This window comes from Devosia aquimaris, from assembly GCF_020169335.1.
Taxonomy (GTDB): Bacteria; Pseudomonadota; Alphaproteobacteria; order Rhizobiales; family Devosiaceae; genus Devosia; species Devosia aquimaris.
On record NZ_JAIEZN010000001.1, the window covers coordinates 405,714 to 430,335 of the forward strand.

25 protein-coding genes are annotated in these 24,622 nt (G+C 65.1%); 9 read left to right on the forward strand and 16 right to left on the reverse strand.

Going from position 1 to position 24,622, the window contains the following annotated elements; translation table 11 throughout:
* Positions 1-7: 7 nt before the first annotated feature.
* The 7 genes from cobM to cobF form a co-directional block, all read right to left on the reverse strand.
* Positions 8-766 (reverse strand): precorrin-4 C(11)-methyltransferase, encoded by a 759-nt coding sequence (gene cobM / locus K1177_RS01980; protein ID WP_224701643.1) that lies wholly within the window; start codon positions 764-766, stop codon positions 8-10.
* A complete protein-coding gene (gene cbiE / locus K1177_RS01985; RefSeq protein WP_224701644.1) occupies positions 763-1,968 on the reverse strand; it encodes a precorrin-6y C5,15-methyltransferase (decarboxylating) subunit CbiE in 1,206 nt (401 codons plus the stop codon). Before cbiE ends, cobM begins: the two co-directional genes overlap by 4 nt.
* Positions 1,965-2,726 carry a precorrin-3B C(17)-methyltransferase gene (locus K1177_RS01990; RefSeq protein ID WP_224701645.1) on the reverse strand — a complete coding sequence of 254 codons (762 nt, stop codon included), beginning with the start codon at positions 2,724-2,726 and terminating at the stop codon, positions 1,965-1,967. The genes cbiE and K1177_RS01990 overlap by 4 nt, the downstream gene beginning before the upstream one ends.
* A complete protein-coding gene (locus K1177_RS01995) occupies positions 2,723-3,445 on the reverse strand; it encodes a precorrin-2 C(20)-methyltransferase (RefSeq protein ID WP_224701646.1) in 723 nt (240 codons plus the stop codon). Before K1177_RS01995 ends, K1177_RS01990 begins: the two co-directional genes overlap by 4 nt.
* Positions 3,442-4,074, reverse strand: a complete 633-nt coding sequence (locus tag K1177_RS02000) for a precorrin-8X methylmutase (protein ID WP_224701647.1) — start codon at positions 4,072-4,074, stop codon at positions 3,442-3,444. Before K1177_RS02000 ends, K1177_RS01995 begins: the two co-directional genes overlap by 4 nt.
* Positions 4,075-4,076: 2 nt before the next feature.
* On the reverse strand, positions 4,077-5,255 hold the full coding sequence (gene cobG / locus K1177_RS02005; protein WP_224701648.1) for a precorrin-3B synthase: 1,179 nt from the start codon (positions 5,253-5,255) through the stop codon (positions 4,077-4,079).
* Positions 5,256-5,317: 62 nt separating this feature from the next.
* Entirely contained in the window at positions 5,318-6,058 is a 741-nt protein-coding gene (gene cobF, locus K1177_RS02010; RefSeq protein ID WP_224701649.1) for a precorrin-6A synthase (deacetylating), read from the reverse strand.
* A gap of 164 nt (positions 6,059-6,222) precedes the next feature.
* Between cobF and copM the strand changes: the two genes are divergently transcribed.
* Positions 6,223-6,591, forward strand: a complete 369-nt coding sequence (copM, locus tag K1177_RS02015) for a CopM family metallochaperone (protein ID WP_224701650.1) — start codon at positions 6,223-6,225, stop codon at positions 6,589-6,591.
* A gap of 34 nt (positions 6,592-6,625) precedes the next feature.
* Here the strand turns inward: copM and K1177_RS02020 are convergent, their stop codons facing one another.
* Positions 6,626-7,654: a LacI family DNA-binding transcriptional regulator gene (locus K1177_RS02020; RefSeq protein WP_224701651.1), complete on the reverse strand. Its 1,029-nt coding sequence runs from the start codon at positions 7,652-7,654 to the stop codon at positions 6,626-6,628.
* A gap of 196 nt (positions 7,655-7,850) precedes the next feature.
* Between K1177_RS02020 and K1177_RS02025 the strand changes: the two genes are divergently transcribed.
* The 3 genes from K1177_RS02025 to K1177_RS02035 are packed head-to-tail and all read left to right on the forward strand — an operon-like array spanning position 7,851 to position 11,373.
* Positions 7,851-9,392, forward strand: coding sequence for a sugar ABC transporter ATP-binding protein (locus K1177_RS02025; protein ID WP_224701652.1), 1,542 nt, complete (start codon positions 7,851-7,853; stop codon positions 9,390-9,392).
* Positions 9,373-10,374: an ABC transporter permease gene (locus K1177_RS02030; RefSeq protein ID WP_224701653.1), complete on the forward strand. Its 1,002-nt coding sequence runs from the start codon at positions 9,373-9,375 to the stop codon at positions 10,372-10,374. Before K1177_RS02025 ends, K1177_RS02030 begins: the two co-directional genes overlap by 20 nt.
* A gap of 48 nt (positions 10,375-10,422) precedes the next feature.
* Positions 10,423-11,373 carry a substrate-binding domain-containing protein gene (locus K1177_RS02035; RefSeq protein WP_224701654.1) on the forward strand — a complete coding sequence of 317 codons (951 nt, stop codon included), beginning with the start codon at positions 10,423-10,425 and terminating at the stop codon, positions 11,371-11,373.
* Between the two features lie 118 nt (positions 11,374-11,491).
* Here K1177_RS02035 and K1177_RS02040 read toward each other — a convergent pair whose 3' ends face one another.
* Genes K1177_RS02040 through K1177_RS02050 form a run of 3 tightly spaced genes read right to left on the reverse strand, consistent with a single transcriptional unit; the run spans position 11,492 to position 14,356 of the window.
* Positions 11,492-11,692 carry a heavy-metal-associated domain-containing protein gene (locus K1177_RS02040; protein ID WP_224701655.1) on the reverse strand — a complete coding sequence of 67 codons (201 nt, stop codon included), beginning with the start codon at positions 11,690-11,692 and terminating at the stop codon, positions 11,492-11,494.
* Position 11,693: 1 nt separating this feature from the next.
* The gene (cueR, locus tag K1177_RS02045; protein ID WP_224701656.1) at positions 11,694-12,104 is read right to left on the reverse strand and encodes a Cu(I)-responsive transcriptional regulator; all 411 of its coding nucleotides are present in this window, start codon (positions 12,102-12,104) and stop codon (positions 11,694-11,696) included.
* The gene (locus K1177_RS02050; protein WP_224701657.1) at positions 12,101-14,356 is read right to left on the reverse strand and encodes a heavy metal translocating P-type ATPase; all 2,256 of its coding nucleotides are present in this window, start codon (positions 14,354-14,356) and stop codon (positions 12,101-12,103) included. Before K1177_RS02050 ends, cueR begins: the two co-directional genes overlap by 4 nt.
* Positions 14,357-14,501: 145 nt before the next feature.
* Here K1177_RS02050 and K1177_RS02055 point away from each other — a divergent pair, with 145 nt between their 5' ends.
* Both K1177_RS02055 and K1177_RS02060 read left to right on the forward strand, forming a co-directional pair.
* Positions 14,502-15,224, forward strand: coding sequence for a Crp/Fnr family transcriptional regulator (locus tag K1177_RS02055; RefSeq protein WP_224701658.1), 723 nt, complete (start codon positions 14,502-14,504; stop codon positions 15,222-15,224).
* 307 nt (positions 15,225-15,531) lie between these two features.
* Entirely contained in the window at positions 15,532-15,678 is a 147-nt protein-coding gene (locus K1177_RS02060) for a DUF1127 domain-containing protein (RefSeq protein WP_224701659.1), read from the forward strand.
* Positions 15,679-15,844: 166 nt separating this feature from the next.
* Here the strand turns inward: K1177_RS02060 and ybaK are convergent, their stop codons facing one another.
* A complete protein-coding gene (gene ybaK / locus K1177_RS02065) occupies positions 15,845-16,318 on the reverse strand; it encodes a Cys-tRNA(Pro) deacylase (protein WP_224701660.1) in 474 nt (157 codons plus the stop codon).
* A gap of 20 nt (positions 16,319-16,338) precedes the next feature.
* Positions 16,339-16,557, reverse strand: coding sequence for a hypothetical protein (locus K1177_RS02070; protein WP_224701661.1), 219 nt, complete (start codon positions 16,555-16,557; stop codon positions 16,339-16,341).
* Between the two features lie 117 nt (positions 16,558-16,674).
* Between K1177_RS02070 and K1177_RS02075 the strand changes: the two genes are divergently transcribed.
* Positions 16,675-17,577 carry a LysR substrate-binding domain-containing protein gene (locus K1177_RS02075; protein ID WP_224701662.1) on the forward strand — a complete coding sequence of 301 codons (903 nt, stop codon included), beginning with the start codon at positions 16,675-16,677 and terminating at the stop codon, positions 17,575-17,577.
* Positions 17,578-17,647: 70 nt separating this feature from the next.
* Here the strand turns inward: K1177_RS02075 and K1177_RS02080 are convergent, their stop codons facing one another.
* Positions 17,648-18,523: a LysR family transcriptional regulator gene (locus tag K1177_RS02080; RefSeq protein ID WP_224701663.1), complete on the reverse strand. Its 876-nt coding sequence runs from the start codon at positions 18,521-18,523 to the stop codon at positions 17,648-17,650.
* Between the two features lie 353 nt (positions 18,524-18,876).
* Here K1177_RS02080 and K1177_RS02085 point away from each other — a divergent pair, with 353 nt between their 5' ends.
* Together K1177_RS02085 and K1177_RS02090 are read left to right on the forward strand one after the other, a co-directional pair.
* Positions 18,877-20,373, forward strand: coding sequence for a CoA-acylating methylmalonate-semialdehyde dehydrogenase (locus K1177_RS02085; protein ID WP_224701664.1), 1,497 nt, complete (start codon positions 18,877-18,879; stop codon positions 20,371-20,373).
* Positions 20,374-20,446: 73 nt separating this feature from the next.
* Positions 20,447-20,908 carry a DUF5680 domain-containing protein gene (locus K1177_RS02090; RefSeq protein WP_224701665.1) on the forward strand — a complete coding sequence of 154 codons (462 nt, stop codon included), beginning with the start codon at positions 20,447-20,449 and terminating at the stop codon, positions 20,906-20,908.
* Positions 20,909-20,982: 74 nt separating this feature from the next.
* On the opposite strand, the gene rhaI is transcribed toward K1177_RS02090, so the two are convergent.
* Both rhaI and K1177_RS02100 read right to left on the reverse strand, forming a co-directional pair.
* Positions 20,983-22,272 carry an L-rhamnose catabolism isomerase gene (gene rhaI / locus K1177_RS02095; protein ID WP_224701666.1) on the reverse strand — a complete coding sequence of 430 codons (1,290 nt, stop codon included), beginning with the start codon at positions 22,270-22,272 and terminating at the stop codon, positions 20,983-20,985.
* A gap of 149 nt (positions 22,273-22,421) precedes the next feature.
* Positions 22,422-24,521, reverse strand: coding sequence for a bifunctional rhamnulose-1-phosphate aldolase/short-chain dehydrogenase (locus K1177_RS02100; RefSeq protein WP_224701667.1), 2,100 nt, complete (start codon positions 24,519-24,521; stop codon positions 22,422-22,424).
* Positions 24,522-24,622: the final 101 nt, after the last annotated feature.

A 24,622-nucleotide genomic window follows, 5' to 3' on the forward strand; every position in this document is an offset into this window, starting at 1 on the left:
GCGGGCTTCAGGCGCGGCCACGGAACCGGCGCTGGTACGCGGCGTCATAGAGCGCACTCTTGCGGAAATCCGCTGACCCCAGGCCACGGCCTACGAAGATGATCGCCGTGCGCTCAACCGGCGCCTCGGCAAAACGCTCGGCGATATCGGCCAGTGTTCCGGTGATGATCGCCTCGTCCGGCCAGCTGGCATGATAGACAATGGCGACCGGGCAATCCGCGCCATAGAGCGGCGTCAGTTCCGCCACCACACGCTCAAGTCCATGGATGGCCAGGTGAATGGCCAGCGTCGCGGCGGTGGCGCCAAATCCGGCCAGCGTCTCGCCAGCCGGCATGGGCGAGGCCCGGCCCGAAATGCGGGTCAGCACCAGGCTTTGCGCTTCCCCCGGAATGGTCAGTTCGCGTCCCAATGCGGCAGCCGCCGCAGCAAAAGCCGGCACGCCGGGTGTCAGGCTATAGGGAATGCCGCGGGCTTCGAGTTCGCGCATCTGTTCGGCCACCGCGCTCCACACCGACAGATCCCCCGAATGCAGCCGCGCCACATCGAGCCCCTGGTCATGCGCTGCCGCGCATTCGGCGACGATGTCCTCAAGCGACAGCGGCGCCGTATCCACAAGCCGCGCGTCCGGCGGGCACCACGCCAGCATTTCCGGCGACACGATGGAACCGGCGTAGAGGCACACCGGGGACGTCGCCAACAGGTCGCGCCCGCGCACGGTGATCAGGTCCGCCGCGCCGGGGCCGGCGCCGATGAAATGCACCGTCATGGCTTGCTCCACACCCATTGCGTGATCGGCATGGCCGGGCGCCACGCCGTCATACTGCCCACCGCATCGGCCTGCGCCACGCCGATCCGGCTGAGGCTGCCGCCGTGGCTGGCATGATGCGCCAGCAGCAACGCCTCAAGCTCCAGCGTCACGGCATTGGCCACCAGCCGCCCGCCGGGACGCAGCGCCGCCATGGCGGCATCCAGCACACCGGGGTCAGAGCCGCCGCCGCCGATGAAGATCGCATGCGGCGCCTCGAGCCCGGCCAGAGCTTGGGGCGCCGTACCGACGTGGACCGTCAGATCCGGTACGCCCATGTGCGCCGCATTGCGCGCCACGCGCGCGGCGCGCTCCGCATCGGCCTCGATGGCGATGGCTTTCAGGCTCTGATCGGTCAGCATCCATTCAATGGCCACCGATCCCGATCCGGCGCCAATGTCCCACAGCAACTCGCCCCGTCGTGGCGCCAGCGCCGACAGTGTCATCGCCCGCACATGCCGTTTGGTGATCTGGCCATCGTGCTCGAAAAGGCTATCGTCCAGCCCCGGCGTCAGCGGCAGCACGCGCGCGCCGGGCAGGGCCACCACGCTGATGGCGCAGATATTGAGCGGGTCGATCGTATCGAGCCCAAAGCCCATGGCCACCTGGCTGCGCACCGTCTCGCGCGGACCCCCAAGGGCCTCCAGCACCGTGACGATGGAAATTCCGAAGCCGGCCTCGGTCAGCAGCCCGGCAATCTCGGCCGGACCCTTCTCGTCCGAGGTCAGCGCCAGGATGCGCGTCCCGGCATGCAGGTGCGGCCGCAGCAGGTCGAGTGGACGGCCATGCAGCGACAGCGTCACCACGTCCTGCAGCGGCCAACCCAGCCGCGCCGCCGCAAGGCTGAAGGCCGACGGATGTGGATAGACCACCATCTGGCTGGCATCGACATGGCGCACCAGCGTCGCGCCAACGCCGAAATGGAAGGGGTCGCCCGAGGCCAGCACACACACCTTGCGCCCGCGCTGCCCCAGCACCGCCTCGATGGAGGCCGAGAACGGCGAGAGCCAAGGTTGGGCCACGCCGCTGATTACGGGTGATGCCAGCGCCAGGTGACGCGCGCCGCCAAAGACAATGTCGGCCTCGGCAATGGCGGTCTTGGCGGCGCTGCCGATCCCCTCCAGCCCATCCTCGCCAATGCCAACGATGGAGAGCCAGCTCATTTGATCGCCCCGATCGAACGCGGGGAATAGACCAGCGGCGCCAGGCCCGGCCGCTCGATGACGCGTGTCTCGGGCGAGCCGATGATGACGCAGGTGGCCATGTCGGCCGTGGCCGGGTCGGCATCGGCCAGCGACACCACGCGAATATTCTCGTCTGGTCGGCCCGCCGCGCGCCCGAAGATCACCGGGGTTGTCCAGGGCAGCACTTCGCGCAGGATGGCAAAGGCCGTGCCCAGCTGCCACGGCCGCGCCTTGGAGATGGGATTGTAGAGCGCGATGACGAGACCCGCGCCGGCCACCGCGCGCAGCCGTTCCTCGATCACCGTCCAGGGCTTGAGATTGTCCGACAGCGAAATGGCGCAGAAATCATGGCCCAGCGGCGCCCCGGCGCGCGCCGAGACGGCCAGCATGGCGGTGACGCCGGGCACCATGGTCACCTCCAGCGCCCGCCACGCCGGTGGCCCCGCCTCGATGGCCTCGCAGATGGCAGCCGCCATGGCAAAGACACCGGGGTCGCCGCCCGACACCACGCACACCTGCTCACCGCTCGCTGCCGTCATCAGGGCATCCTTGGCCCGAGCCAGTTCCTCGCGATTGTCCGAAGCGACGCGGCGCTGGTCATCGCGCAGCACCAGCCGGTCGAGATAGGGCCCATAGCCAAAAAATACATGGCTGGCCGCAATCGCCGCCAACGCCTCCGGCGTGGTCTGCTCGGGGCTACCCGGTCCGGTGCCCACGACATAGAGCCTGCCCGTCATGGCCGCGTGCTCCAGCCCGGAACCAGGATCAGCGCGAAATAGGGCGCCACATCGTCCGGCTTGTCGGCCAGTCGCAGGGATTGGCCATTGGCCATGGTGCCGCGCTCGACATAGACCGCGCTCTCCAGGCGTCCCGCGGCGGCAATGGCGCGGCGGATCTTGGCCATGTTGCGCCCCACCTTCATGATCACGGCGCCATCGGTATTGTCGAGCCGGCGGATCAGGTCATCCTCCTCCAGCGTCCCCGGCAGCACCGAGAGAATATCATCGCCCTGCACCAGCGGCAGCCCGGCCTGCGACCAGCAGCCCGACATGGCGGTAATCCCGGCGATCACCTCGGTGGGATAGCGATGTGCCAGCCGCACATGGATATGCATATAGCTGCCATAAAACAGCGGATCGCCCTCGCTGAGCACGGCCACGGTGCGCCCGGCGTCCAGATGAGCAGCGACCCGCGCGGCCGCCTCCTCATAGAAGCCGCCGGTGGCCGATTTATAATCGGCATGGCGCCGGTCGATCTCGGTGGTGACCGGATAGGCCAGTGGCTCCTCGATCTGGCTGGTGATGAGATCGGCCACAATGCTGCGCGCGTTGCTGACATTGCCCTGCTTGGCGAAATAGGCCACCACATCGGCGCTTTCGATGGCCCGCACCGCCTTGAGCGTCAGCAGTTCCGGATCGCCCGGACCCGTGCCCACCCCGATCAGCCGCCCGCTCATAGTCCCGGCCTCGCCAGGGCATTGAGCGCCGCCGCCGTCATGGCGGAGCCGCCCAGCCGTCCGCGCACCACTGCATAGGGCACGCCATAGGAATTCTCTTCCAGAGCCGCCTTGGATTCGGCTGCGCCGACAAAGCCCACTGGCATGCCCAGGATCGCCGCAGGCTTCGGCGCGCCGTCGCGCAGCAGTTCGAGCAGATAGAACAGCGCCGTCGGCGCATTGCCGATGGCCACGACGGCACCGGCCAGCCGCGGCAGCCAGAGCTGCAGCGCTGCCGCCGAGCGCGTATTGCCGATCTCGGCGGCTATCACCGGCGTCTGCGCATCGCGCAGCGTACAGATGACTTCATTATTGGCCGGCAGCCGGGCCGCGGTGACCCCGCGCGCCACCATTTCGGCGTCGCACAGGATGGGCGCGCCAGCCGCCAAAGCACTGCGCGCCGCAGCGACGAAACCGGGGCCAAAGCTGAACGCCTTTGCGGCCTCTACAGATCCGGCCGCATGGATCATGCGCACTGCCAGCTCGGCCTCATCCTCGGCAAAAGCCGACAGATCGGCCTCGGCGCGAATAATGGCAAAGGAATGCCGGTAGATGGTGTCGCCATCCTTGATATAGTCGTAGTCGGTCATCGTCATCCTTGCCCGGCAGTGGCAAGGGCGGACTCAAGCTGGTCCGCTGCCAGCAGCGCCTGTGGCGTATCGCCCGCGCTGCCCGCGATGACAAGTCCGTAACCGCCGCTCTGCCCCACCAGAGTCACATCGGCGCGGCGCGGATGCGCACAGCCTTTGCTGCAGCCCGAGACGTGGAGATAGAGGTTTTCCGGCAGTCCCGGGGCCAGCCGGTCGGCCGTTTCGCGCGCCGGGACAAGGCCCGAGGCACAGCCCGCGCTGCCGATACAGGCGCTGATGCGTCGCCGCGGATCGCCGGAATCGGTGACAAAACCCAGCCCGCGCGCCAGCGCCACAAAGCTCTCCGATACGCCAATGGCCAGGAGGCTATGCTGTGGCGCCAGGCGGAACTGCCTCACGCCATGCTCCGCTGCTGCCTGCGCCAGCGCGGCCAGGCTAAAATGATCGCCACTGCCATAGGCCAGCGCCACGCGCCGCACCGGCGTGCCGTCAACCAGCGCAAAGGTCCGCATGGGGTCGGCGTTCTGCGTCGACGCTGCGACGCGAGCGCCGATCGCGGCAGGGGGCGGTAAATCGCTTGCCCGCGCTGCGACACCGCGTTCGGCCAGCGCTTCAAGACAATCCTGCGTTGCCGCTACGGCGTCCGCCGCGCTGCGCACGCCACTAGCCCGCCCGCCGATGCTGACTGCCCAGCTGTCGGGCGCGACGGCTTCAAGCCGCACATCGGCCTTGGATTGCGCAAGCCCGATTTGCCCGCGACCGTCGACAATCACCGTCACCTTGGGCCCAAGCTGCCCCGCCAGCGGCAGCGCCGCGTTGCGGATCGCTGCGGCGAGGGGCCTTGGATCGGCGATCTCGCTGGCATCCTCGCCCGCCAGCGGCGGCACTTCCACCACGAGACCGCGTTCAGTTCCGACGAGCTTCTCCACCGCCTGCGCAAACGGACCCGCCGTCGCCGGCGTCAGCCCGCGCACCTGCAGATTCCCGCGCGCTGAGATCTCGATCAGCCCATTGCCATGCTGGGCGGCCAGAGCCGCGATCCCGGCCAGTTGCTGCGGCGTCATCCGCCCACCCGCCACGCGCAGCCGCGCCAGCAGGCCATCGCCCGTGGCCATGGGGACATCAAGCGACGGACAGGCACCGCGCCGCGTCGGCGCTATGGGGGCAGGGGACTGAGCCATGGACATCGCTCTGGTTTATCCGATCGCCGGGCGGGGAAACAGTGGCCTTTCGGCGCAGGGCGTCAGCCTTCGCCGCGCTTTCGCAGCAGATAGGTGTCCATGATCCAGCCGTGGCGCGCCCGGGCCGCCTGCCGCGTGGCGATGATGCTGTCGCGCATATCGCCCAGCCGCCCGGCAATGGTTATCTGGTCGGGTGTGCCGAGATAGGCGCCCCAGAAGATGTCGAGGTCCGGGTCCGCTTCGGCAAAGGCCGTCTGCCCGTCGAGCATGACGATGGTGTCCTCCTCCACCGGCCCCAGCCGCCGCCCGGTGGTGATGTGCACCGGTGCGCCAATGCGGTTCAGCGCAATGCCATGCGCCGCCGTCAGCGCCTGGATGGCGGTGATCCCCGGAATAATCTCGATGGCCAATTCGATGGTCGCGCGCAGCCGCTCGACGATGCGGATGGTGGAATCATAGAGCCCCGGGTCACCCCACACGAGAAAGGCGCAGCTACCGCCCTCTGGCACTTCGGCCAGCAGTTCGCTAAAAAGCGCGGCCAGTGCGCCGTGCCAGTCGTCCACGCCCGCGCCATAGCTGGGGTTGGCCGCATCGCGCTGCGGCACGGCATAGTCGATCACCCTTGCTGCCGGATTGGTCACATGGCGCGCGATGATGTCCCGCCGCAGCCCGGCCAGATCGGCCTTGGCCGCGCCCTTGTCGGGCACGAACAGCACATCGGCGCGGTTGAGCGCCTTGATTGCCTGGATGGTGATATGGTCGGGATGCCCGGCGCCGATGCCGACGATCAGAATGGTCTTCATTGCTGCTGTCCGCGCGGTGCCATGGCCCTCAGTAGCCAGCCGCTCCCGGTGAAGTCAATCAGACCCCCGCCGGTAACATTGTCGCGCGCGCTGGCGTGCCCGCTTGACCTTCCCATGCGGTAAGCCCGCACCATCGTCACGTCTTTTCAGCTTTCGGAGTAACCATGAAGCGTTCCATTCTCGCCTGCGCCCTGGCCCTTGGCCTCAGCCTTCCCGCCCTGGCCCAGGACGCTGCCCCCGCTGCCCATGATGGCCACGGCGCCATGGCTGCCGCAACCAGCCCGGCCACCGAGGCCTACATGGCCGCCAATATGAGCATGCACGAGGACATGGCCATCGACTACACCGGCGATGCCGATGTCGATTTCATCAAGGGCATGATTCCCCATCACCAGGGCGCCGTGGACATGGCCCGGATCGTGCTCGAATATGGCACCGATCCCGAAGTGAAGGCTCTGGCCGAGGGCATCATCAAGGCGCAGGAAGAAGAAATCGCCTGGATGCAGGCCTGGCTGGCCAAGCACGGTCAGTAAGACCGGTCGGTGCGGGGGCGCTGCGCAGCGCCCCTCACTCCCGCGCGGCGCGGCTCACCGAATTGCGCACGATCAGCTCACTGCGCAGCAGCACTTCCGTGCGCGCAGGTTGTTCTCCTGCTAACAGCGCCAGTAGCAGATCCATAGCCTCCTCGCCGATCTTGAGGCGCGGCTGTTTCATCGTGGTCAGCGACGGCGTGACGAAGCTGGCAAACGAGATGTCGTCAAAGCCCATCACCGAGAATTCGCGCGGCAGATCATACTTGCGGGCATTGAGCGAGATGATCACACCCAGCGCGGTCGCATCATTGACGCACAGGAACGCCGTCGGCAGCACATCGCGCACAAACATCTGCTCGGTGGCGGCGCGCCCGCTTTCGGTGGTGCCGTCGCCATCCAGGATCAGCCTGGGATCAATGCTCAGTCCGGCGCCGGCCAGCGCCGCGCGATAGCCCTGTTCACGCAGGCCATTGACCGCCTTGGTGGTCGAGTGGCCGATAAAGGCGATGCGCCGGTGCCCCTGGGAAATCAGATGCTCGGCGGCAATGCGGGCACCCTCGAAATTGTCGACGCCCACATAGGGCACGGCGCTGTTGGTCACCGGCTCGTTGACCGCCACCATCGGCGGCAGGCGGGTGCCGCCCTCTTCGCCAGCGCCCACGCCATAGGGCAGGTGCCCGGTGAACAGGATCAGCCCATCGGCCTGGTTGGAATTGATGAAGCGCAGATAGTCGCTCTCGCGTTCGGGGTCGTTCTGCGTATTGCCGATCAGCACGCCATAGCCGCGCTTGCTGGCCTCGGTCTCCAGGCCAACAAGGATATTGGAGAAGTTCGGGTCGCCGACATCCGGCGCCAGAATCAGGATCATGTTGGAGCGGCGCATGCGCAGCGAGCGCGCCATCGCATTGGTGGTGTAGCCGGTGCGGGCCACAGCCTCGTTCACCCGCCGCCGCGTTGCATCGGCCACCTTGGTCGGCTCATTGATCGCCCGGCTGACCGTGGCGATGGATACGCCGGCAATTGCCGCCACGTCCTCGATGGTCGCCAGTTTCTGCTGCTGCAATCTGTGCCTCGTCCGCACTCTGGCGCCCGCTCCGCCTGCCTTTAGCAGATGGGTCAGGCAGCGCCAGCTCCTCCCTGTGGCTTACGCCTTTTATGCGCAGTGTAAACCTTTACATGGATCATGAAAACCTTTACATCTTCGGTCATGAGCGCAGAGACGGGCCAAAGCCTGCCACGCTCGGAGGAGGGGGTCGATCATGTCTGGTGCCATGGGCACGTCTGCGCCTGCCATCCTGTCTGCGCACAGGATCAGCAAGTCGTTCGGCGATATCCCCGTTCTCTTCTCCATCGATTTCGACATTCGCCCCGGCGAAGTGCACGCCGTCATCGGCGAAAACGGTGCCGGCAAGTCGACGCTGATCAAGATCCTGTCCGGCATCGAACAGCCCACCTCGGGCACCATCAGCTTTGATGGCCAGACGGTGACCTTGCCGCCCAATGGGGCTGCCGAGGCCATGGGCATCGTGCTGATCCATCAGGAACAGAACCTGGCCGAGCATCTGACGGTTGCCGATTCCATTTTCCTGGGCCGCGAGATCAAGCGCTATGGCTTTCTCAACCAGGCCGAGATGCGCCGGCGCGCCGCTGAGATCATGGCGACCCTGCATGTGCCAGTCGATCCCGATGCCCGCATCGGTTCGCTCTCGGTCGCTGACAAGCAGATGGTCGAAATCGCCAAGGCCATCAGCCGCGATGCGCGCGTGCTGATCATGGACGAACCGACCGCCGTGCTCTCGGTGGGCGAGACGCAGACCCTGTTCGAGCAAATCCGCCGTCTGACCGCGCGCGGCGTTGCCGTCATCTTCATCTCGCACAAGCTCGACGAGATCATGGAACTGGCCGAGCGCGTCACCGTGTTGCGCGATGGCCAGCTCATCGCCACCATCGGCACCCAGGCGCTCACGCCCGATTCCATTGCCCAGATGATGGTGGGGCGCGAACTCTCCAATCTCTATCCGCCCAAGCATGAGCCCGATGTGGATGCACCGGTGGTGCTGCGCGTGCGCAATCTGAGCGCGCAGGGCGTCAACGACATTTCCTTTGATCTGCGCCGTGGCGAGATTCTTGGCTTTGCCGGGCTCATCGGCTCGGGCCGCACGGCCGTGGCCGAGGCCGTTGTCGGCTTGACCGGCCGCAGCAGCGGCGAGATCGAACTCAATGGCAAGCCGGTCGATTTCTCCCAGGTTTCCCAATCCGTCGACGCCGGCGTCGCCTATATGACCAAGGATCGCAAGGGCAAGGGCCTGCTGCTCAATATGGGCCTGCAGCCCAATCTCACCTTGCTTACGCTCAAGAAACATCTGCGCGCCGGTTTTCTGGACAGCGCCAGCGAGGCCCGGGCGCTCGAGCGCGCCGTGCGGCGCTTCGACGTGCGTGCCCGCGACGCCAGCGTGGCGGTCGGTCGCCTTTCGGGCGGCAATCAGCAGAAGCTGATGCTGGGCAAGACCATGGAGAGCGAGCCCGACATCATCATCATGGACGAGCCGACCCGCGGCATCGACGTGGGCACCAAGCAGCAGATCTATCACATCATCGCCGCCCTCGCTGCCGAGGGAAAATCGGTCATCGTCATCTCCTCGGAGATGCAGGAGGTGATCGGGCTCAGCCATCGCGTCGTGGTGATGCGTCAGGGGCGCGTCGCCGGCGTGCTCGAAGGCGCCGAGATCACGGAATCGGAAATCATGCGGTACGCCGCAGGCATCAAACAGAGTGGACACGATGAGCGCATCAGCGCCTGACATGGCGGCCAAGCCCGCACGCGGCTTCCGCATCGACCTCAAGACGGCCGGTCCCCTGGTCGCGCTGGCCCTGCTCGTGTTGCTGGGGATATTCCTCAACGAGAATTTCCTCAGCTACAACAACCTCACCAATGTGCTGGCGCGCTCATCCTTCATTGGCATCATTGCCATTGGCGCCACCTTTGTGATCACCGCTGGCGGGCTCGACCTGTCGGTGGGGTCGATGGCCGCGGTGATCGCCGGTGTCATGATCATGGTGATGAACTGGCTGATCCCCACCATGGGCATCGGCTGGGGCGTGGTTTTGGCCGGCATGGCGGTGGGCATTCTGGTGGGCGGCGTCGCCGGCGTCGGCAATGGCCTGATGATCACCCGCGGTCGTATCGAGGCCTTTATCGTCACCCTGGGCACCATGGGCATCTTCCGCTCGCTGGTGACCTTCCTTGCAAATGGCGGCACGCTGTCGCTCAATTTCCAGGTCGCCGACGTCTATCGCCCGGTCTATTACGATGGCCTGCTGGGCGTGCCCTATCCCATCATCGTCTTTGCCCTGGTGGCCATCGGCGGCGAGATCATCATGCGCCGGACTGCCTTCGGCCGCTATTGCGCCGCGATTGGCTCCAACGAGCAGGTGGCCCGCTATTCCTCGATCAATGTCGATAACGTCCGCCTGCTGACCTACATCCTGCAGGGTGTTCTGGTGGGCGTCGCCGTGCTGCTCTATGTGCCGCGCCTGGGCTCGGCCTCCAGCACTACGGGCGTCTTGTGGGAGCTCGAAGCCATCGCCGGCGTCATCATCGGCGGCACCACGCTCAAGGGTGGCTATGGCCGCGTCTGGGGCACGGTGGTGGGCGTCGTCATCCTCGGCCTGATCGGCAACATCCTCAACTTGCAGAGCCTGATCAGCCCCTATCTCAACGGGGCCTTCCAGGGCGTCATCATCATTCTGGCCGTGCTGTTGCAGCGCGGCCGCCGCAGATAGCCGACAAGGCTTACATCGCCCGCAACGGGCACTCACGGGAGGACTGAAATGAAACTGGTGAAATCCCTATTGGCAGTGGCGGTCACCGCCACCGGCCTCGGTGGCGTCGCCATCGCCCAGGACAAGGTGACCATCGGCGTGTCTGTGCCGGCGGCTGACCATGGCTGGACGGGCGGGGTGAACTACTTTGCCCAGCAGGCCATCGACCGCCTCAAGACCACCTATCCCGATGTCGACTTCGTCTTTGCCTCGGCGCCCGACGCGCCCAAGCAGATCGCCGACATCGAGGACATGGTCTCGACCCGCAACATCGACGCCCTGGTCATCCTGCCGGGTGACCCCGACGCCATGACCTCGGCGATCAAGCAGGTCAAGGATGCCGGCAAGTTCGTCACGGTCGTGGATCGTCAGCTGTCGATCGACGGCGTGGAAAACCTCTATGTGGCCGGCGACAATCCGGGCCTGGGCGCCAACTCGGCCGAATACTTCAAGTCGGTCATGCCCGAGGGCGGCAACATCGTCATCCTGCGCGGCCTGCCGATCCCGATCGACGCCCAGCGCTTCGACGCCTTCATGGCCGGCATCGAAGGCACCAATATCACGGTGCTGGATGATGAGTTCGCCAACTGGAACCGCGATGACGGCTTCAAGGTGATGCAGGACTTCCTGACCCGCTTCCCCGACATCAAGGGTGTCTGGGCGCAGGATGACGACATCGCCCTGGGCGCCATCGAGGCCATCAAGCAGGCTGGCCGCGAGAACGAGATGTTCATCGTTGGCGGCGCCGGCATGCAGCAGATCCTGCAGGCCGTTGCCGATGGCAGCACGCTCACCCCGGTGGACGTCAGCTACAGCCCGGCCATGATCGCCACGGCCATCGAGCTGACCACATCGCACTTCACCGGCGGCATCCAGGTGGCGGGTCGCTACATCCTCGACTCGACCCTGATCACCAAGGACAATGCGGCCGAGTTCCTCGATCCCTCCAGTCCGTTCTGACGCCGAGCCATCTCTTGGGGCAAGTCGCGTCGGTCTCGCGATTTGCGGCAAGTCTTCAGAACAGGTCAGGCAAAGGGCGCCCCAGGGCGCCCTTTGTTCATTTCTATATGGCGTTCGATTAGGCCGGTTCGGGCGTGTAGCCCGCTTCGCGGATGGCCGCTTCGCCCTTGGCGCGGTCGCCGGTGAAACGCACCTTGTGGCTGGCCAGGTCCACCGAAATCTCGGCGCCGGGCAGGGCCTCTTCCAGTGCCTTGCGCACCGTGCCCACGCAGTGGTTGCAGGTCATGTCGTTGACGGTCAGTTGAGTGGTCGTATCCATGTCAGTGTCCTTTCGCAGCATGGGCCTCGCCGGCCAGGTCGTCGAGAATGGGGCAGTCGGGGCGGTCGTTTCCGCCGCAGCAATGGGCCAGGTGCTTGAGCGTGCGCACCATGCCCTCAAGATCGGCAATCTTGTTTTCCAGAGCCGCTATATGGTTGACGGCGATGGTCTTGACCTCGGCGCTGGCGCGCGACTTGTCCTGCCACAGCCCCAGCAGCGCCGCCGTCTCATCCACCGAAAAGCCCAGCGCCCTGGCGCGCTTGACGAAGCGCAGCAGATGCACCTCCTCGCCACCATAGACGCGATAATTGCTCCCGGTCCGCTGCGCCGGGCGGATCAGCCCGATCGATTCATAGTAGCGGATCATCTTGGCCGACACGCCCGAGGCGCTGGCCGCTTCGCCAATGTTCATCGCGTACTTCCCTTCACGCCCCGCAGCCGCTGGGCATTGCTGACCACAAAGATCGACGACAGCGCCATGGCGCCCGCTGCAATCATGGGTGACAGCAGCACGCCGAACGCCGGATAGAGCACCCCGGCAGCCACCGGGATCAGCGCGACATTGTAGCCAAAGGCCCAGGCCAGGTTCTCCCAGATATTGCGCATCGTTGCTCGGCTCATCGTGAGCGCATTGAGCACGCCCCTGAGATCGCCGCCCAGCAGGACCACATCGGCGCTCTCGATGGCAGCGTCGGTGCCGGTGCCCACGGCAATGCCGACATCGGCCTCGGCCAGCGCCGGCGCGTCATTGATGCCGTCGCCCACAAAGGCCACCTTGCCAAACTGGCGCAGCCCCTTGACTACAGCCACCTTGTCGGCCGGCAACACCTCGGCACGCACCTCGTCGATGCCCAGTTGCCGGGCAATGGCTTCGGCCGTGCGCTGGTTGTCGCCCGAGATCATCACGGTCTTGAGGCCGCGCGCATGCAGTTCTGCGATGACGTCGGCGCTGGTCGGCTTGAGCGTGTCGGCCACCACGATGGCAGCAGCCAGCTTGTCGTCGACGGCCACGAACACAGGCGTCTTGCCGGCATCGGCAAAGGCTTCGATGGCTTCCGAGAAGTCGGAATAGTCGAGGTGCCCCAAATGCCGCTGCGACCCCACCGATACCAGCCGACCATCCACGCGGGCCGTCACGCCATTGCCGGCGTCGGCGGCAAAATCGGTGACCTGGCCCAGCGCCAGCCCGGCCTTCTCGGCCGCGGCCACGATGGCGCTACCGATCGGATGCTCCGACTTGGCTTCCACCGCCGCCACCAGCGCCAGCACTTCGTCATGCTCGAAATCATCGTCGAGGATGAAGTCGGTCAACACCGGCTTGCCTTCGGTCAGCGTGCCGGTCTTGTCAAAGGCCACGACAGCGACGTCGCGCAGCTGCTGCAGCGCCGAGCTCTTGCGGAACAGCACGCCCAGCTCTGCTGCGCGGCCGGTGCCCACCATGATCGAGGTCGGCGTCGCCAGCCCCATGGCGCAGGGGCAGGCAATGATCAGCACGGCAACGGCATTGACCATGCCAAAGACATAGGCCGGCTCGGGCCCGAACATGGCCCAGACCGCAAAGGTCGCGATGGCCGCCACGATCACCGCCGGCACGAACCAGGCGGTAATCTGGTCCACCACCCCCTGGATGGGCAGCTTGCCGCCCTGGGCTTCCTCCACCATGCGGATGATCTGCGCCAGCGTCGTGTCCCCACCCACCTTGGTGGCGCGGAAGCGGAAGCTGCCCGAGGTATTGAGCGTGCCCCCGATCACCGCCGCGCCGACGCCGCGGGATACCGGCAGCGATTCGCCCGAGATCATGGATTCATCGATATGGCTGGCGCCGTCGATGATTTCGCCATCGACCGCAATCTTCTCGCCGGGACGCACGATGATGACATCGCCTACCGCGACCTGCTCAACGGGCAGTTCCTGCACTGCGCCGTCGCGTTCGACCCGAGCGCTGCGCGCCTGTTCGCGCACCAGCCGCTGGATGGCCTCGCCAGTGCGACCCTTGGCGATCGCCTCGAGCCAGCGTCCCACCAGAATGAGCGTCACGATCACGGCCGCCGATTCGTAGTAGACATATTGTGCGGCGCTCGGCAGCAGCTGTGGGGCAAAGGTGGCCACCACCGAATAGAGATAGGCCGCGCCCGAGCCCAGGGCCACCAGCGCATTCATCTCCGGCGCGCCACGCAGGAGCGCGGGGATGCCCGAGACAAAGAAGCGCCGTCCCGGCACGAACAGCACAAAGCTCGCCAGCACAAAGTAGATCAGGTGCAGCACGCTCTGCGGCACCACCGAGATAACCGCCATGTGGAACGGCATGTAGAGGTGTCCGCCCATCTCCAGCACCAACAGCGGCAGGGTGGGGATGGCCGCCAGAATCACGTCGCGCCGCAACACGGCCGCGTCTTCGTCATGGTGCTGATGGCCGCCACCGTGATGCGCATGGGCGCTCGGTGTCATCTTGCCGGAATAGCCGGCCTTCTCGATGGCGGCCAGAAGCGGGGCCGTTTCGCCCGAGGCGCTATGTACGGTGGCCCGTTCCGTGGCGAAATTGACGCTGGCGCTTTCAACGCCCGGAACCTTCAGCAGCGCCTTTTCCACGCGCGCCACGCAGGAGGCGCAGGTCATGCCGTCGATATCGATGCTTACGGGGGCGGTATGGGTGTGGTCGGTCATGGGTGATCCCCTTTCGACACCACATATAAACCTTCCCACAATGGTAAGGTCAACACCGGCTGCGTCAGGTTGGCGCGTCTTCCCTTTAGGTGTTCAAACTATTGGCATCATGCCATTATAGATAGCAACACGAGGAGACTCGCTCATGGCCGTTGCGCGTATCGACATTCACAACTCCGATATTCCCGTGCTGTGCCAGAGCTGCGAGGCCCGGCACAAGGGCATGTGCGGCGCGCTCGATGCTGAACAGCTGACGGCGCTGGCCAAGCAGACCCGTCGCGTCCGCCATAGTGCAGGCGACGAAATGGTGGCCGAATCCATGCCGGTCACCGGCTACGGCAACGTCATGCGCGGCGTGGTCAAGCTCTCCAAGGTGCTTGAGGATGGCCGCCAGCAGGTGGTTGGGCTGCAGTTTGCACCCGATTTGCTGGGGCGCCTGTTTGCGCAGGAAAGCCGCGTCACGGCCGAAGCGGCCTCCGATGTCGATATCTGCATGGTGCCCAAGTCCGCGCTGGAGCGGCTGGTGCAGGAAAATCCTGCGCTCGAGCATCGCCTGATGCAGCAGACGCTGCGCGAACTGGACGAGGCGCGCGACTGGATGGTGACCCTGGGGCGCAAGACGGCCGCCGAAAAGGTCGCCAGCTTCCTCTATCTGATCGCCAGCCACATCGATCCCACCCGCAGCGAAGTCTCGGCGACGTTCGATCTGCCCCTGACCCGGGCCGACATTGGGGACTTCCTCGGGCTCACCATCGAGACGGTCAGCCGCCAGATGAGCAAGCTCAAGGCCGACGGCGTCATCGAGATCGAGAACTACCGGCATGTGCGCGTGCCGGACTTGGGGCGCCTGCGCGGTCGCTGCGGCTGAAATAGCCCTGCAACAGCCGCCGCGCTGAAATGGGCCCTACATCGGGCGCATACCTCTTTTCCAGATGGTCAAAAATCCATTAACGGCGCCCTTGGGCGTCGTTTCTGATTTTTGTGTTTGTATATCAATGGTGTAGCTGTTCGTCGCCGGCCGCTTTTGCGCCGCAATCGCGCCGCGTGCATGAACGGTAGATGACGGGATTGCCTCTTTTGTTTGCACTCACTGCATAACGGATGTGCACAAAGGCTGTCTTCTAATCACGACAGGGTGGGTCTACATAAGGGTCATCAAACGAAGGGGAACCGAAATGAACATCCGCCAGAAAATCGCACAGTTTGCTCAGTACCAGCGCACGATGCGCGAACTCAACGCTCTCGACAGCCGTCAGCTGAGCGATCTGGGCATCACCAAGGGCGACATCAAGAACATCGCTCGCGGCGAATACGCTCGCTAATCCGAGCCATCTGCCGATCAGACTTGAGATGAAGGCGTCCATCCGGGCGCCTTTTGTCTTTTCTGGGCTGTGTCTGAGCACCACCGATGGACCCCCTCCCTCGTTCCCTCCCCTCAAGGGGGGAGGGAGGCAAAGGAGCCGAAAATCCACCGAAGGGTGAAACGATCTAGCGGATCAGGTCAGCCGCCTTGGCTCCTAGCGCCGCCACCAGATCGTCGGGCTTCATGCGGATCTGAAAGCCACGCTGCCCGCCGTTGAGGAAGATTTCGTCTTCCAGCGTGGCCAGCTCTTCCACCGCCGTCGGCACGGCCTTTTTCTGCCCGAACGGGCTGATGCCGCCCACTTTGTAGCCGGTCAGCCGCTCGGCGTCGGCCGGCTTCATCATATGCGCCGCCTTGCCGCCAAAGGCCGCTGCCAGCTTTTTCATATTCACTTCGGCGTCCGACGGCACCACCACGCACACCGGCTTGCCGTCCACCTCGGCCATCAGCGTCTTGAGCACAATCGAGGGTGAAACACCCATGGCCTCTGCCGCCTGCAATCCAACGCGGTCGGCGTCGGGATCGTAGTCATAAGTGGCTGTGGCGAAAGCAAAGCCGGTCTTGGCGAGGGCGAGTGTGGCGGGCGTGGTCTTGGACATGATGTCCAGTTTTACCGCCGCTATCGCCAAGGGCAAGCGGCCTGTTGGTCGCGCGTGACAGCGGCGCCTGTCTCCAGGCCAATATCACGCAGCAGATGCGGCGAGCCGTGAATGAGGTCGATGGTGGCCTGGCGGCGGCGCTTGCGGAGCAGGGCGGCACGCCAGCCCACAGACACCCACTCAAGCCATAGGGCCGGGCGGCGGGCAGCTGGGATCACGTCGCTTTCGGTGCAGGTCATGGTGGTAATCTCCTTATGCTGCATCGAAACCAGATCGCTGCATGATGTGCAGGATCGCTGGTCTTTAGGCGAACTTCCAACTAAACTCCGATGACTATCCATAAGGGGTGTTTATGTATGGCCGCTTTGCCCCCACTGTCCTCCCTGCGCGCCTTCGAGGCGGTTGCCCGGCACCTCAGCTTCACCCGCGCGGCGGAGGAGCTCGGCATGACCCAGGCGGCGGTCAGCTACCAGATGCGCATTCTGGAAGAGCGCGTCGGCGCTCCGCTCTTCCTGCGCAAGCCGCGCCAGATCGCGTTGACCGAAACCGGGGCACTGCTCGCGCCATCGGTCGAAAAGGCCTTTGCCTTGTTGCGCGACGCCTTCGCCGAAACACGCGGCAAGCTCGACGGGCTGCTCAGCATCACCACGGTGCCCACCTTTGCCAGCAATTGGCTGGCGCAGAATCTGGGCCTGTTCCAGATTGCTCATCCCGATATCGCTGTGCGCCTGGACAGCAGCGACCATGTGGTCGACCTGCTGCATGATGATTTCGACCTGGCCATCCGCACCCAGCCCACACCCGAGCCGGGCCGGGGCCTGGTCAGCCACCTGCTCATCAAGGCCGACTTTTCGCCGCTGCTCAGTCCGGCCCTGGCCGCAAGCATCGGCGGCGTCAACCGCCCCGAAGACCTGTTGCGCCTGCCAATACTTGATCCGCAGGATCGCTGGATCGATCAGTGGTTCGAGGCCGCCGGCGTCTCCGGCTATTCAAGCGAGGGACGGCCAATCAGCCATTTTGGCTTGCAGAGCCTCTTGGGCACAGCGGCCATTGCGGGGCGGGGTGTGGCTGTGCTGACGCCCGGCTTCTTCCACGATGAGATCGCTTCGGGGCGGCTGTTGCAGCCGTTCGATCTTCTGGCGACAGACGGGCGGGGCTATTATCTGGTCTATGCGCAGGCTCGGCGCAATGTGCCCAAGATCAGGGCCTTCCGCGATTGGCTGCTGGCCGCCACCGAGCCGCTCCGGCAATCCGCCTAGATCGTCTGACGTTTGGATTGCCGCGGTTCCGAGGCAAAGGAGCCGCAGGTCCACCGGAGCGTGAAGCGATCTAGAACATGGCGCGATCGCGCGCCACGATCTCGCCGAGGAATTCAGCAACCAGCGCCACGCGGCGGATGGCGCGCAGGTCTTCGTGCACCACGGTCCAATAGCTGCGGATCAATTGGTGCTGTGGCAGCACCGGCACCAGCCCGGCGTCGCCGCCGGCCATGAAGGCATGGAGGATGCCGATGCCGGCGCCGGCGCGCACCGCCTCGGTCTGCCCCATGGCCGATGACACCGCCAGGCTCGAGCGCCAACCCCTCAGGAACTCGCCGGTATAGTCGAGCGACTGGGTGAACAGCAGGTCATCGACATAACCCACGAGACTATGCTGTTCGAGCGCGGCAAGATCGGCCGGCGCGCCGTGCCGGTCGAGATAGCTTTGTGCTGCATAGAGCCCCAGGCGATAGTCGGTCAGCTTGCGCGCCACCAGCCGCCCCTCCTGCGGCCGCTCCAGCGTCACGGCAATATCGGCCTCGCGCCGCGACAGCGAAAAGGTGCGCGGCACCGGCACCAGTTCCACCCGCAGCCCCTTGTGCCGCTCGATCAATTGGCCCAGCCGTGGCGCGAGGAATGCCACGCCAAAACCGTCCGGCGCGCCCACGCGCACGGTGCCCTCAACCTTGCTGTCGGCCCCGGCCGAGGCGCTGGCCGCCAGCATGGCGCTTTCCATGGCCTCGGCATGGCTCAGAAAGCGCTCGCCGGCGCCGGACAACTCCGAGCCATTTGTCTTGCGGGTGAAGAGCGTACTGCCCAGCGCCGACTCCAGCGCCGTCAACCGCCGCGCCACCGTCGCATGATTGAGCCCCAGCGCCCTGGCCGCCCCCAGGATTTGGCCAGACCGGGCAACGGCGAGGAAAACGCGAACGTCATCCCAGTTCATTTGTGTCTCCTGGTATTGGGCCTTTCCGCCGTGGTCCCGCAGGGAGTGTACCCAAGGTGCAGTCGCGCAGAAGTGACGTGATCAACGTCATCACCCGGCTTGTCCGGGTGATCCACCGAGCACCGGCCAGACGGGCGAGGCTGGATTGCCCGGACGAGTCGGGCAATGACGGGGCGGTGGAGGGTTGGCGGGCAGGGAGTTGCGGCGACTCTGCCCAACAGGGGAGCGGGTAGGTGGGGCTGCAGCACCATACCAGATTTGAGCTTCAATTTTCGCACATCAGATGCAAAATCTATCGCGTTGCACTGCGTAATCTGTAGCGCCTAACCTCCCGCCAAACAAGGGAGCCCTTCATGCGCACCATCGGCCACTTTATCGACGGCATCGAAACTTCAGGCAATTCCGCCGAATTCCAGGACGTGTTCAACCCCGCCACCGGCGAGGTGCAGGCGCGTGTGGCCTTGGCCACCCAGGCCGATCTCGACGCCGCCGTGGCCTCGGCCGCCGCTGCCCAGCCCAAATGGGCTGCCACCAATCCGCAGCGCCGCGCCCGTGTGTTCTTCAGCTTTGTCGCCCTGATCAACCAGCACATGGATGAGTTGGCGACCCTGCTCAGCGCCGAGCATGGCAAGACCATCGAGGACGCCAAGGGTGATATCCAGCGCGGGCTGGAAGTGGCCGAATTCGTCGCCGGCGCGCCGCACCTGCTCAAGGGCGAGTTCACCGATGGCGCCGGCCCGGCGATCGATATGTATTCCATGCGCCAGCCGGTCGGCATCGGCGCGGGCATCACCCCATTCAACTTCCCCGCCATGATCCCGCTGTGGATGCTGTCGCCCGCCATCGCGGCCGGCAATGCCTTCATCCTCAAGCCCTCCGAGCGCGACCCCTCCGTGCCGGTGCGCCTGGCCCAGCTCGCCATCGAGGCCGGCCTGCCCAAGGGCGTGCTCAATGTCGTCCATGGCGGCAAGGCGGTGGTCGATGGCATTCTCCATCACGACCACATCGGCGCGGTGAGCTTTGTCGGCTCGACCCCGATTGCCCGCTATGTCTATGCAACCGCCGCAGCCGAGGGCAAGCGCGTGCAGGCCTTTGGCGGCGCCAAGAACCACATGATCATCATGCCCGACGCGGACATGGACAAGGCCGCCGACGCGCTGATGGGAGCCGGTTACGGCTCGGCCGGCGAACGCTGCATGGCCGTCTCGGTCGCCGTCCCGGTGGGCGACGAGACCGCCGACCGCATCATTGCCGCGCTCAAGCCGCGCATCGAGGCGCTCAAGGTTGGCCCCGCCACCGATGCCGCCAGCGAAATGGGCCCGGTGATCACCAAGGCAAGCAAGGACCGCATCGACGCCCTCGTGCAGTCCGGCATCGACCAGGGCGCGACCCTGGCGGTCGATGGTCGTGGCTTTACGCTGCAGGGCTATGAAAACGGCTATTTCGTCGGACCGAGCCTGTTCGATCACGTCACGCCCGAGATGGACATCTACAAGGAAGAAATCTTTGGCCCCGTCCTCAGCGTCGTCCGCACCAGGACCTATGAGCAGGCGCTCAAGCTGACCATGGACAATCCCTATGGCAATGGCACGGCCATCTTCACCCGCGACGGCGACGCCGCCCGCGACTTTGCCGCCCGCGTCAATGTCGGCATGGTGGGCATCAACGTGCCCGTGCCCGTGCCGCTGGCCTATCACAGCTTCGGCGGCTGGAAGGCGAGCGCCTTCGGCGATCTCAACCAGCATGGCACCGACGCCATCAAGTTCTGGACCCGCACCAAGACCGTCACGGCCCGCTGGCCCTCTGGCATCAAGGACGGTGCCGAATTCCAGATGCCGACCATGAAGTAGGCGTCGGCGCCTGCTGCCAGCCTCTGACAAGACCCATTTCTACAAGGCCCTCCAGCACACCACTGGAGGGCCCATGCCTATCGACGATCTCACACCCATCATCGTCGCCGCCAAGGCGGCCACCTATGTCGGCGGCGGCACCAGCGCGCCGCCCTCGCGCCCGGGCTCGCATGACCTGGGCTGGAGCCAGGGCCCCTGGCGCTATCTCGACAGCTATTTCGGCGGCACCGATTTCATCGGCCAGGAAACGCTCTGGCATGACGGCGAGCCGGTCTGGGCCATGAACTATTATGGCTATATCCAGCGCCCCGACTTGATCGATGGCCAGCGCGCCGGCGCCACCATCAAGGCGGCGCTGACCGCCATGTATGGGGAAGGACGCTTCCTCGGGGGCTTCGATTGGACCGGCCCGCATGGCCGCTACATCGACACCAGCACGGGCGACGCCGCGCACTTTCACGGCCGCGAAATGATCCGCGTCGGCGACACCGAAGCCTATTCGCTCGACTATTTCGGCGGCCTCATCCGGCCCTGAGGCGCCCCCGCACAAACGAAAAGCCCGGTGATGACTCACCGGGCCTTTCCGCTCTGGGAGGAGCAACTGCTGAACTAGACGATGCCGCCCGAGCCGCCCTCGACCGCCGGGCGCACGTCGGCGACCTTCTGGCGGTAGCCCGAGGCGCGATAGGTGCTGAGCAGGTCGATCGCGCCGCCCTGTTCGAAGCGAGCCATGGCCAGGATCGGCTCGACATCGGTGCGGTAGGCCTGGCGCAGCGCTTGCGTTGCCGCCAGCGCGTCATTGCCCTGCTGCGCCGCCAACAGGTCTGCCCGGTCCACCAGCAACGCCTGCGCATAGGCGCGCTGCACATCGGAGGCCGACAGCATCAGCGACTCGATCGGGTCGGTCACATTGTGGCTTTGGTCCAGCATATGGGCCGGGTGGAAGTCGGCGTCGCCGGCCTCGATGTCGACCAGTTCGTTGAACACCAGGAACAGGCGATAGGGGTCGATGGCGCCGGCGTCGAGGTCATCGTCACCATATTTGCTGTCGTTGAAGTGGAAGCCACCCAGCTTGCCGAACTGGGCCAGGCGGGAAACGATCATCTCGATATTGACGTTGGGCGCATGGTGGCCGAGGTCGACCAGGCACAGCGCCTTGTCGCCCAGCTCCTTGGCGATGATGTAATTGGTGCCCCAATCCTGCACCACCGTCGAATAGAACGCCGGCTCATACATCTTGTGTTCGGTATAGATGTGCCAGTCCTCGGGCAGGGCGGCATAGACCTGCTTCATGGAGTCCAGGTAATTCTCGAACTGGCGGGCGAAATTGACCTGGCCGGGGAAGTTCGAGCCATCCCCGATCCACACCGTCAGCGCCTTGGAGCCGATGGTCTTGCCGATCTCGATGCATTCGAGGTTATGCTCGATCGCCTGGTCGCGCGCGGCCTTGTCGGCATGGCTGAGCGAGCCGAACTTGTAGCTCTGCAACTGCCCCTTGGCGTCCGAGAAGGTGTTGGAGTTCATCGCGTCAAAGCCCAGGCCAAAGCGGCTGGCCGACTGCTTGAGGCGATTGGGATCAGCCTTGTCCCACGGAATATGCAGCGACACGGTTTTCGTCGCCTGCGTCAGCTGGGCGATCACGGCGCAGTCCTCGATCTTGTCGAAGATGTCGCGCGGCTCGCCCACGCCGGGGAAGCGCGCAAAGCGCGTGCCGCCGGTGCCCACGCCCCAGGAGGGCACGGCCACGTTGAAGGCGGCAACCTTGGACTTGATGGCGTCGATATCGACGCCGCGGCGGTCCAGCCGCTCGCCCAGCGTGTCATAGTCGACATTGAGGTCCGCCAGGCGCTTCTCATTGTTCGCGTCAACGACGGATGGGTCGATGATGGTATCGGTCATTGTATGTGCCTCCCTCGGCGGTCCCCTCCCTCAGTCTCTCCCCTTCAAGGGGAGGGAGGCGATGGAGCCGCATATTCTGTGTGCTATCTGGACCCTCCCTCCCCTTGAGGGGAGGGTTGGTGAGGGGATCTGTCGACCCCGTCACTGCGTCAGCGCGTAAACGACTGGGCGTTGCCCGCGTCCACATTGATGATATTGCCCGTCGACTTGGCCGAGGCCTCCGAGGCGAAGAAATAGATCGCTTCGGCGATGTCCTCGGGGAACACGCTGCGCTTGAGCATCGAGCGCTCGCGGTACATTTCCTCCAGGCCATCCTTGTCGGTCTTGTAGGTCGAGGCGCGCTGTTCCAGCCATTCGCCGGCCCAGATCTTGCTGCCGCGGAGCACGGCGTCGGGGTTCACCACATTGACGCGGATCTGCTCGGATGCGCCTTCCAGCGCCAGGCAGCGGGCCAGGTGGATTTCCGCCGCCTTGGCGGTGCAATAGGCCGAGGCATTGGGCGACGCGGCGAGGCCATTCTTGGAGGCCACGAACACCACATTGCCGCCGATCTTCTGGGCGCGGAACAGGCGGAACGCCTCGCGCGACACCAGGAAATAGCCGGTGCTGAGGATATCCATGTTCTTGTTCCACAGCTCGAGCGAGGTCTCCTCGATCGGTGCGGAGGAGGCGATGCCGGCGTTGGAGACCAGAATGTCGAGCCCGCCGAACTCCACCACCGCCTCGGCAAAGCCGGCGATGACGACGGTTTCCTGCGTCACATTGAGCTGCACGGGGCGCACGAAATCGGCGCCGAACACCTTGCCCAGTTCCTCATTGGCTGCCGCCAGCGCTGCCTGGTCGATGTCGGCCAGCACCACGCAGGCGCCTTCGCGCAGCAGCCGCACGGCCGTGGCCTTGCCGATGCCGCCGGCGCCGCCGGTGACCAGCGCAATCTTGCCGGCCAGCGACTTCGGCTTGGGCATGCGCGCCAGCTTGGCCTCCTCAAGCAGCCAATATTCGATGTCGAAGGCTTCCTGCTCGGGCAGGCCGACATAGGTCGACACCGTCGAGGCGCCGCGCATCACATTGATGGCGTTGACATAGAACTCGCCGGAGATGCGGGCCGTGGCCTTGTCCTTGGCGAAGGTGAACATGCCCACGCCCGGCATCAGATAGACCACCGCATTGGGGTCGCGCACGGCGGGTGAGTTGTCGTGCTTGCAGCGGTCGTAATAGGCCTGGTAGTCGGCGCGATAGGCGGCGACGTCATCGGCGAGACGAGCAATCACGGCGTCCACATCGGGATTGGCCGGATCGAACTCGATCACCAGCGGGCGGATCTTGGTGCGCAGGAAATGGTCCGGGCACGAGGTGCCCAGCGCGGCCAGCGGGCGCAGATTGTTGGAATTGACGAATTCGAGCACCGCGGCGCTGTCATCAAAATGGCCCAGCTTGTGGCTGTCGGCGGAGATCAGGCCGCGGATCTTGGGCATCAGCTTGGCCGCGATGGCGCGACGCTGGTCAGCCGGCAGGGCGGTGACCGCGGCGCCGCCGAAAATGGTCTTGCCCTCGGTCTCTTTCTCAAACCATTCGATGGCCTGGTTGATGATGCCGATAGTGGTCTCGTAGCATTCTTTGGGCGTGTCGCCCCAGGTGAAGAGGCCATGGGACTCAAGGATCAGCCCCTTGGCGTTGGGGTTCTCTTCGCAGAACTTGCCCAGCCACAGGCCCAACTCGAAGCCCGGCTTCTTCCACGGCAACCAGCCGATGGTGTCGCCAAAGATCTGCTGGGTCAGCTCCTTGGAGTTCTTGGAGGCCGCGATGGCAATGATCGCGTCCGGGTGCATATGATCGACGAACGGCCGGTTCACATAGGCATGCAGCGGGGTGTCGATCGAGGCTGCGCGGGGATTGAGGTTGAACGTGGCGTGCGGCAGATAGCCCACCATCTCGTCCTCGAACTCCACGCCGCGATAGAGGCCCTTGAGCGCGCGCAGCTTGTCCATATAGAGCGTCGAAAAGCCGTCGAGCTTGATCGAGGCGCTGTCGCCACCCGAGCCCTTCACCCACAGCACTTCCACGTCCTGGCCGGTCAGCGGGTCCTTCTGCCAGATCTTGGACGAGGTATTGCCGCCACCATAATTGGTCACGCGCTTGTCGCTGCCCAGCAGGTTCGAACGATAGACGAGGCGTTCCGGCTCGCTCATGGCGGCGGCTTTCGCATCATCCCAAAGATTGGCAAGGCGCTTGGGCGCGGTGGTCGACATGCAGACTCCTCCCACAGGGTGGTAACTCGGATTTTTGCCGGAGATGGCCACGATAAAGCTGCAGTGTCAATCATAAACAGTCAGAAACGCGCATCAGAGAC

Excerpts from the sequence above, each read along its gene's own strand:
- K1177_RS02025 (WP_224701652.1), top strand. The coding sequence starts at position 7,851 with ATGTCTGGTGCCATGGGCACGTCTGCGCCTGCCATCCTGTCTGCGCAC.
- rhaI (WP_224701666.1), bottom strand. The coding sequence starts at position 22,272 with ATGACCGATACCATCATCGACCCATCCGTCGTTGACGCGAACAATGAG.
- K1177_RS02060 (WP_224701659.1), top strand. The coding sequence starts at position 15,532 with ATGAACATCCGCCAGAAAATCGCACAGTTTGCTCAGTACCAGCGCACG.
- K1177_RS02030 (WP_224701653.1), top strand. The coding sequence starts at position 9,373 with ATGAGCGCATCAGCGCCTGACATGGCGGCCAAGCCCGCACGCGGCTTC.
- K1177_RS02070 (WP_224701661.1), bottom strand. The coding sequence starts at position 16,557 with ATGACCTGCACCGAAAGCGACGTGATCCCAGCTGCCCGCCGCCCGGCC.
- K1177_RS01990 (WP_224701645.1), bottom strand. The coding sequence starts at position 2,726 with ATGACGGGCAGGCTCTATGTCGTGGGCACCGGACCGGGTAGCCCCGAG.
- K1177_RS02090 (WP_224701665.1), top strand. The coding sequence starts at position 20,447 with ATGCCTATCGACGATCTCACACCCATCATCGTCGCCGCCAAGGCGGCC.
- ybaK (WP_224701660.1), bottom strand. The coding sequence starts at position 16,318 with ATGTCCAAGACCACGCCCGCCACACTCGCCCTCGCCAAGACCGGCTTT.
- K1177_RS02055 (WP_224701658.1), top strand. The coding sequence starts at position 14,502 with ATGGCCGTTGCGCGTATCGACATTCACAACTCCGATATTCCCGTGCTG.
- cobF (WP_224701649.1), bottom strand. The coding sequence starts at position 6,058 with ATGAAGACCATTCTGATCGTCGGCATCGGCGCCGGGCATCCCGACCAT.
- cueR (WP_224701656.1), bottom strand. The coding sequence starts at position 12,104 with ATGAACATTGGCGAAGCGGCCAGCGCCTCGGGCGTGTCGGCCAAGATG.
- K1177_RS02000 (WP_224701647.1), bottom strand. The coding sequence starts at position 4,074 with ATGACCGACTACGACTATATCAAGGATGGCGACACCATCTACCGGCAT.
- cobG (WP_224701648.1), bottom strand. The coding sequence starts at position 5,255 with ATGGCTCAGTCCCCTGCCCCCATAGCGCCGACGCGGCGCGGTGCCTGT.
- K1177_RS02085 (WP_224701664.1), top strand. The coding sequence starts at position 18,877 with ATGCGCACCATCGGCCACTTTATCGACGGCATCGAAACTTCAGGCAAT.
- K1177_RS02075 (WP_224701662.1), top strand. The coding sequence starts at position 16,675 with ATGGCCGCTTTGCCCCCACTGTCCTCCCTGCGCGCCTTCGAGGCGGTT.
- K1177_RS02035 (WP_224701654.1), top strand. The coding sequence starts at position 10,423 with ATGAAACTGGTGAAATCCCTATTGGCAGTGGCGGTCACCGCCACCGGC.
- K1177_RS02050 (WP_224701657.1), bottom strand. The coding sequence starts at position 14,356 with ATGACCGACCACACCCATACCGCCCCCGTAAGCATCGATATCGACGGC.
- K1177_RS02080 (WP_224701663.1), bottom strand. The coding sequence starts at position 18,523 with ATGAACTGGGATGACGTTCGCGTTTTCCTCGCCGTTGCCCGGTCTGGC.
- K1177_RS01995 (WP_224701646.1), bottom strand. The coding sequence starts at position 3,445 with ATGAGCGGGCGGCTGATCGGGGTGGGCACGGGTCCGGGCGATCCGGAA.
- K1177_RS02100 (WP_224701667.1), bottom strand. The coding sequence starts at position 24,521 with ATGTCGACCACCGCGCCCAAGCGCCTTGCCAATCTTTGGGATGATGCG.
- K1177_RS02040 (WP_224701655.1), bottom strand. The coding sequence starts at position 11,692 with ATGGATACGACCACTCAACTGACCGTCAACGACATGACCTGCAACCAC.
- cobM (WP_224701643.1), bottom strand. The coding sequence starts at position 766 with ATGACGGTGCATTTCATCGGCGCCGGCCCCGGCGCGGCGGACCTGATC.
- cbiE (WP_224701644.1), bottom strand. The coding sequence starts at position 1,968 with ATGAGCTGGCTCTCCATCGTTGGCATTGGCGAGGATGGGCTGGAGGGG.
- copM (WP_224701650.1), top strand. The coding sequence starts at position 6,223 with ATGAAGCGTTCCATTCTCGCCTGCGCCCTGGCCCTTGGCCTCAGCCTT.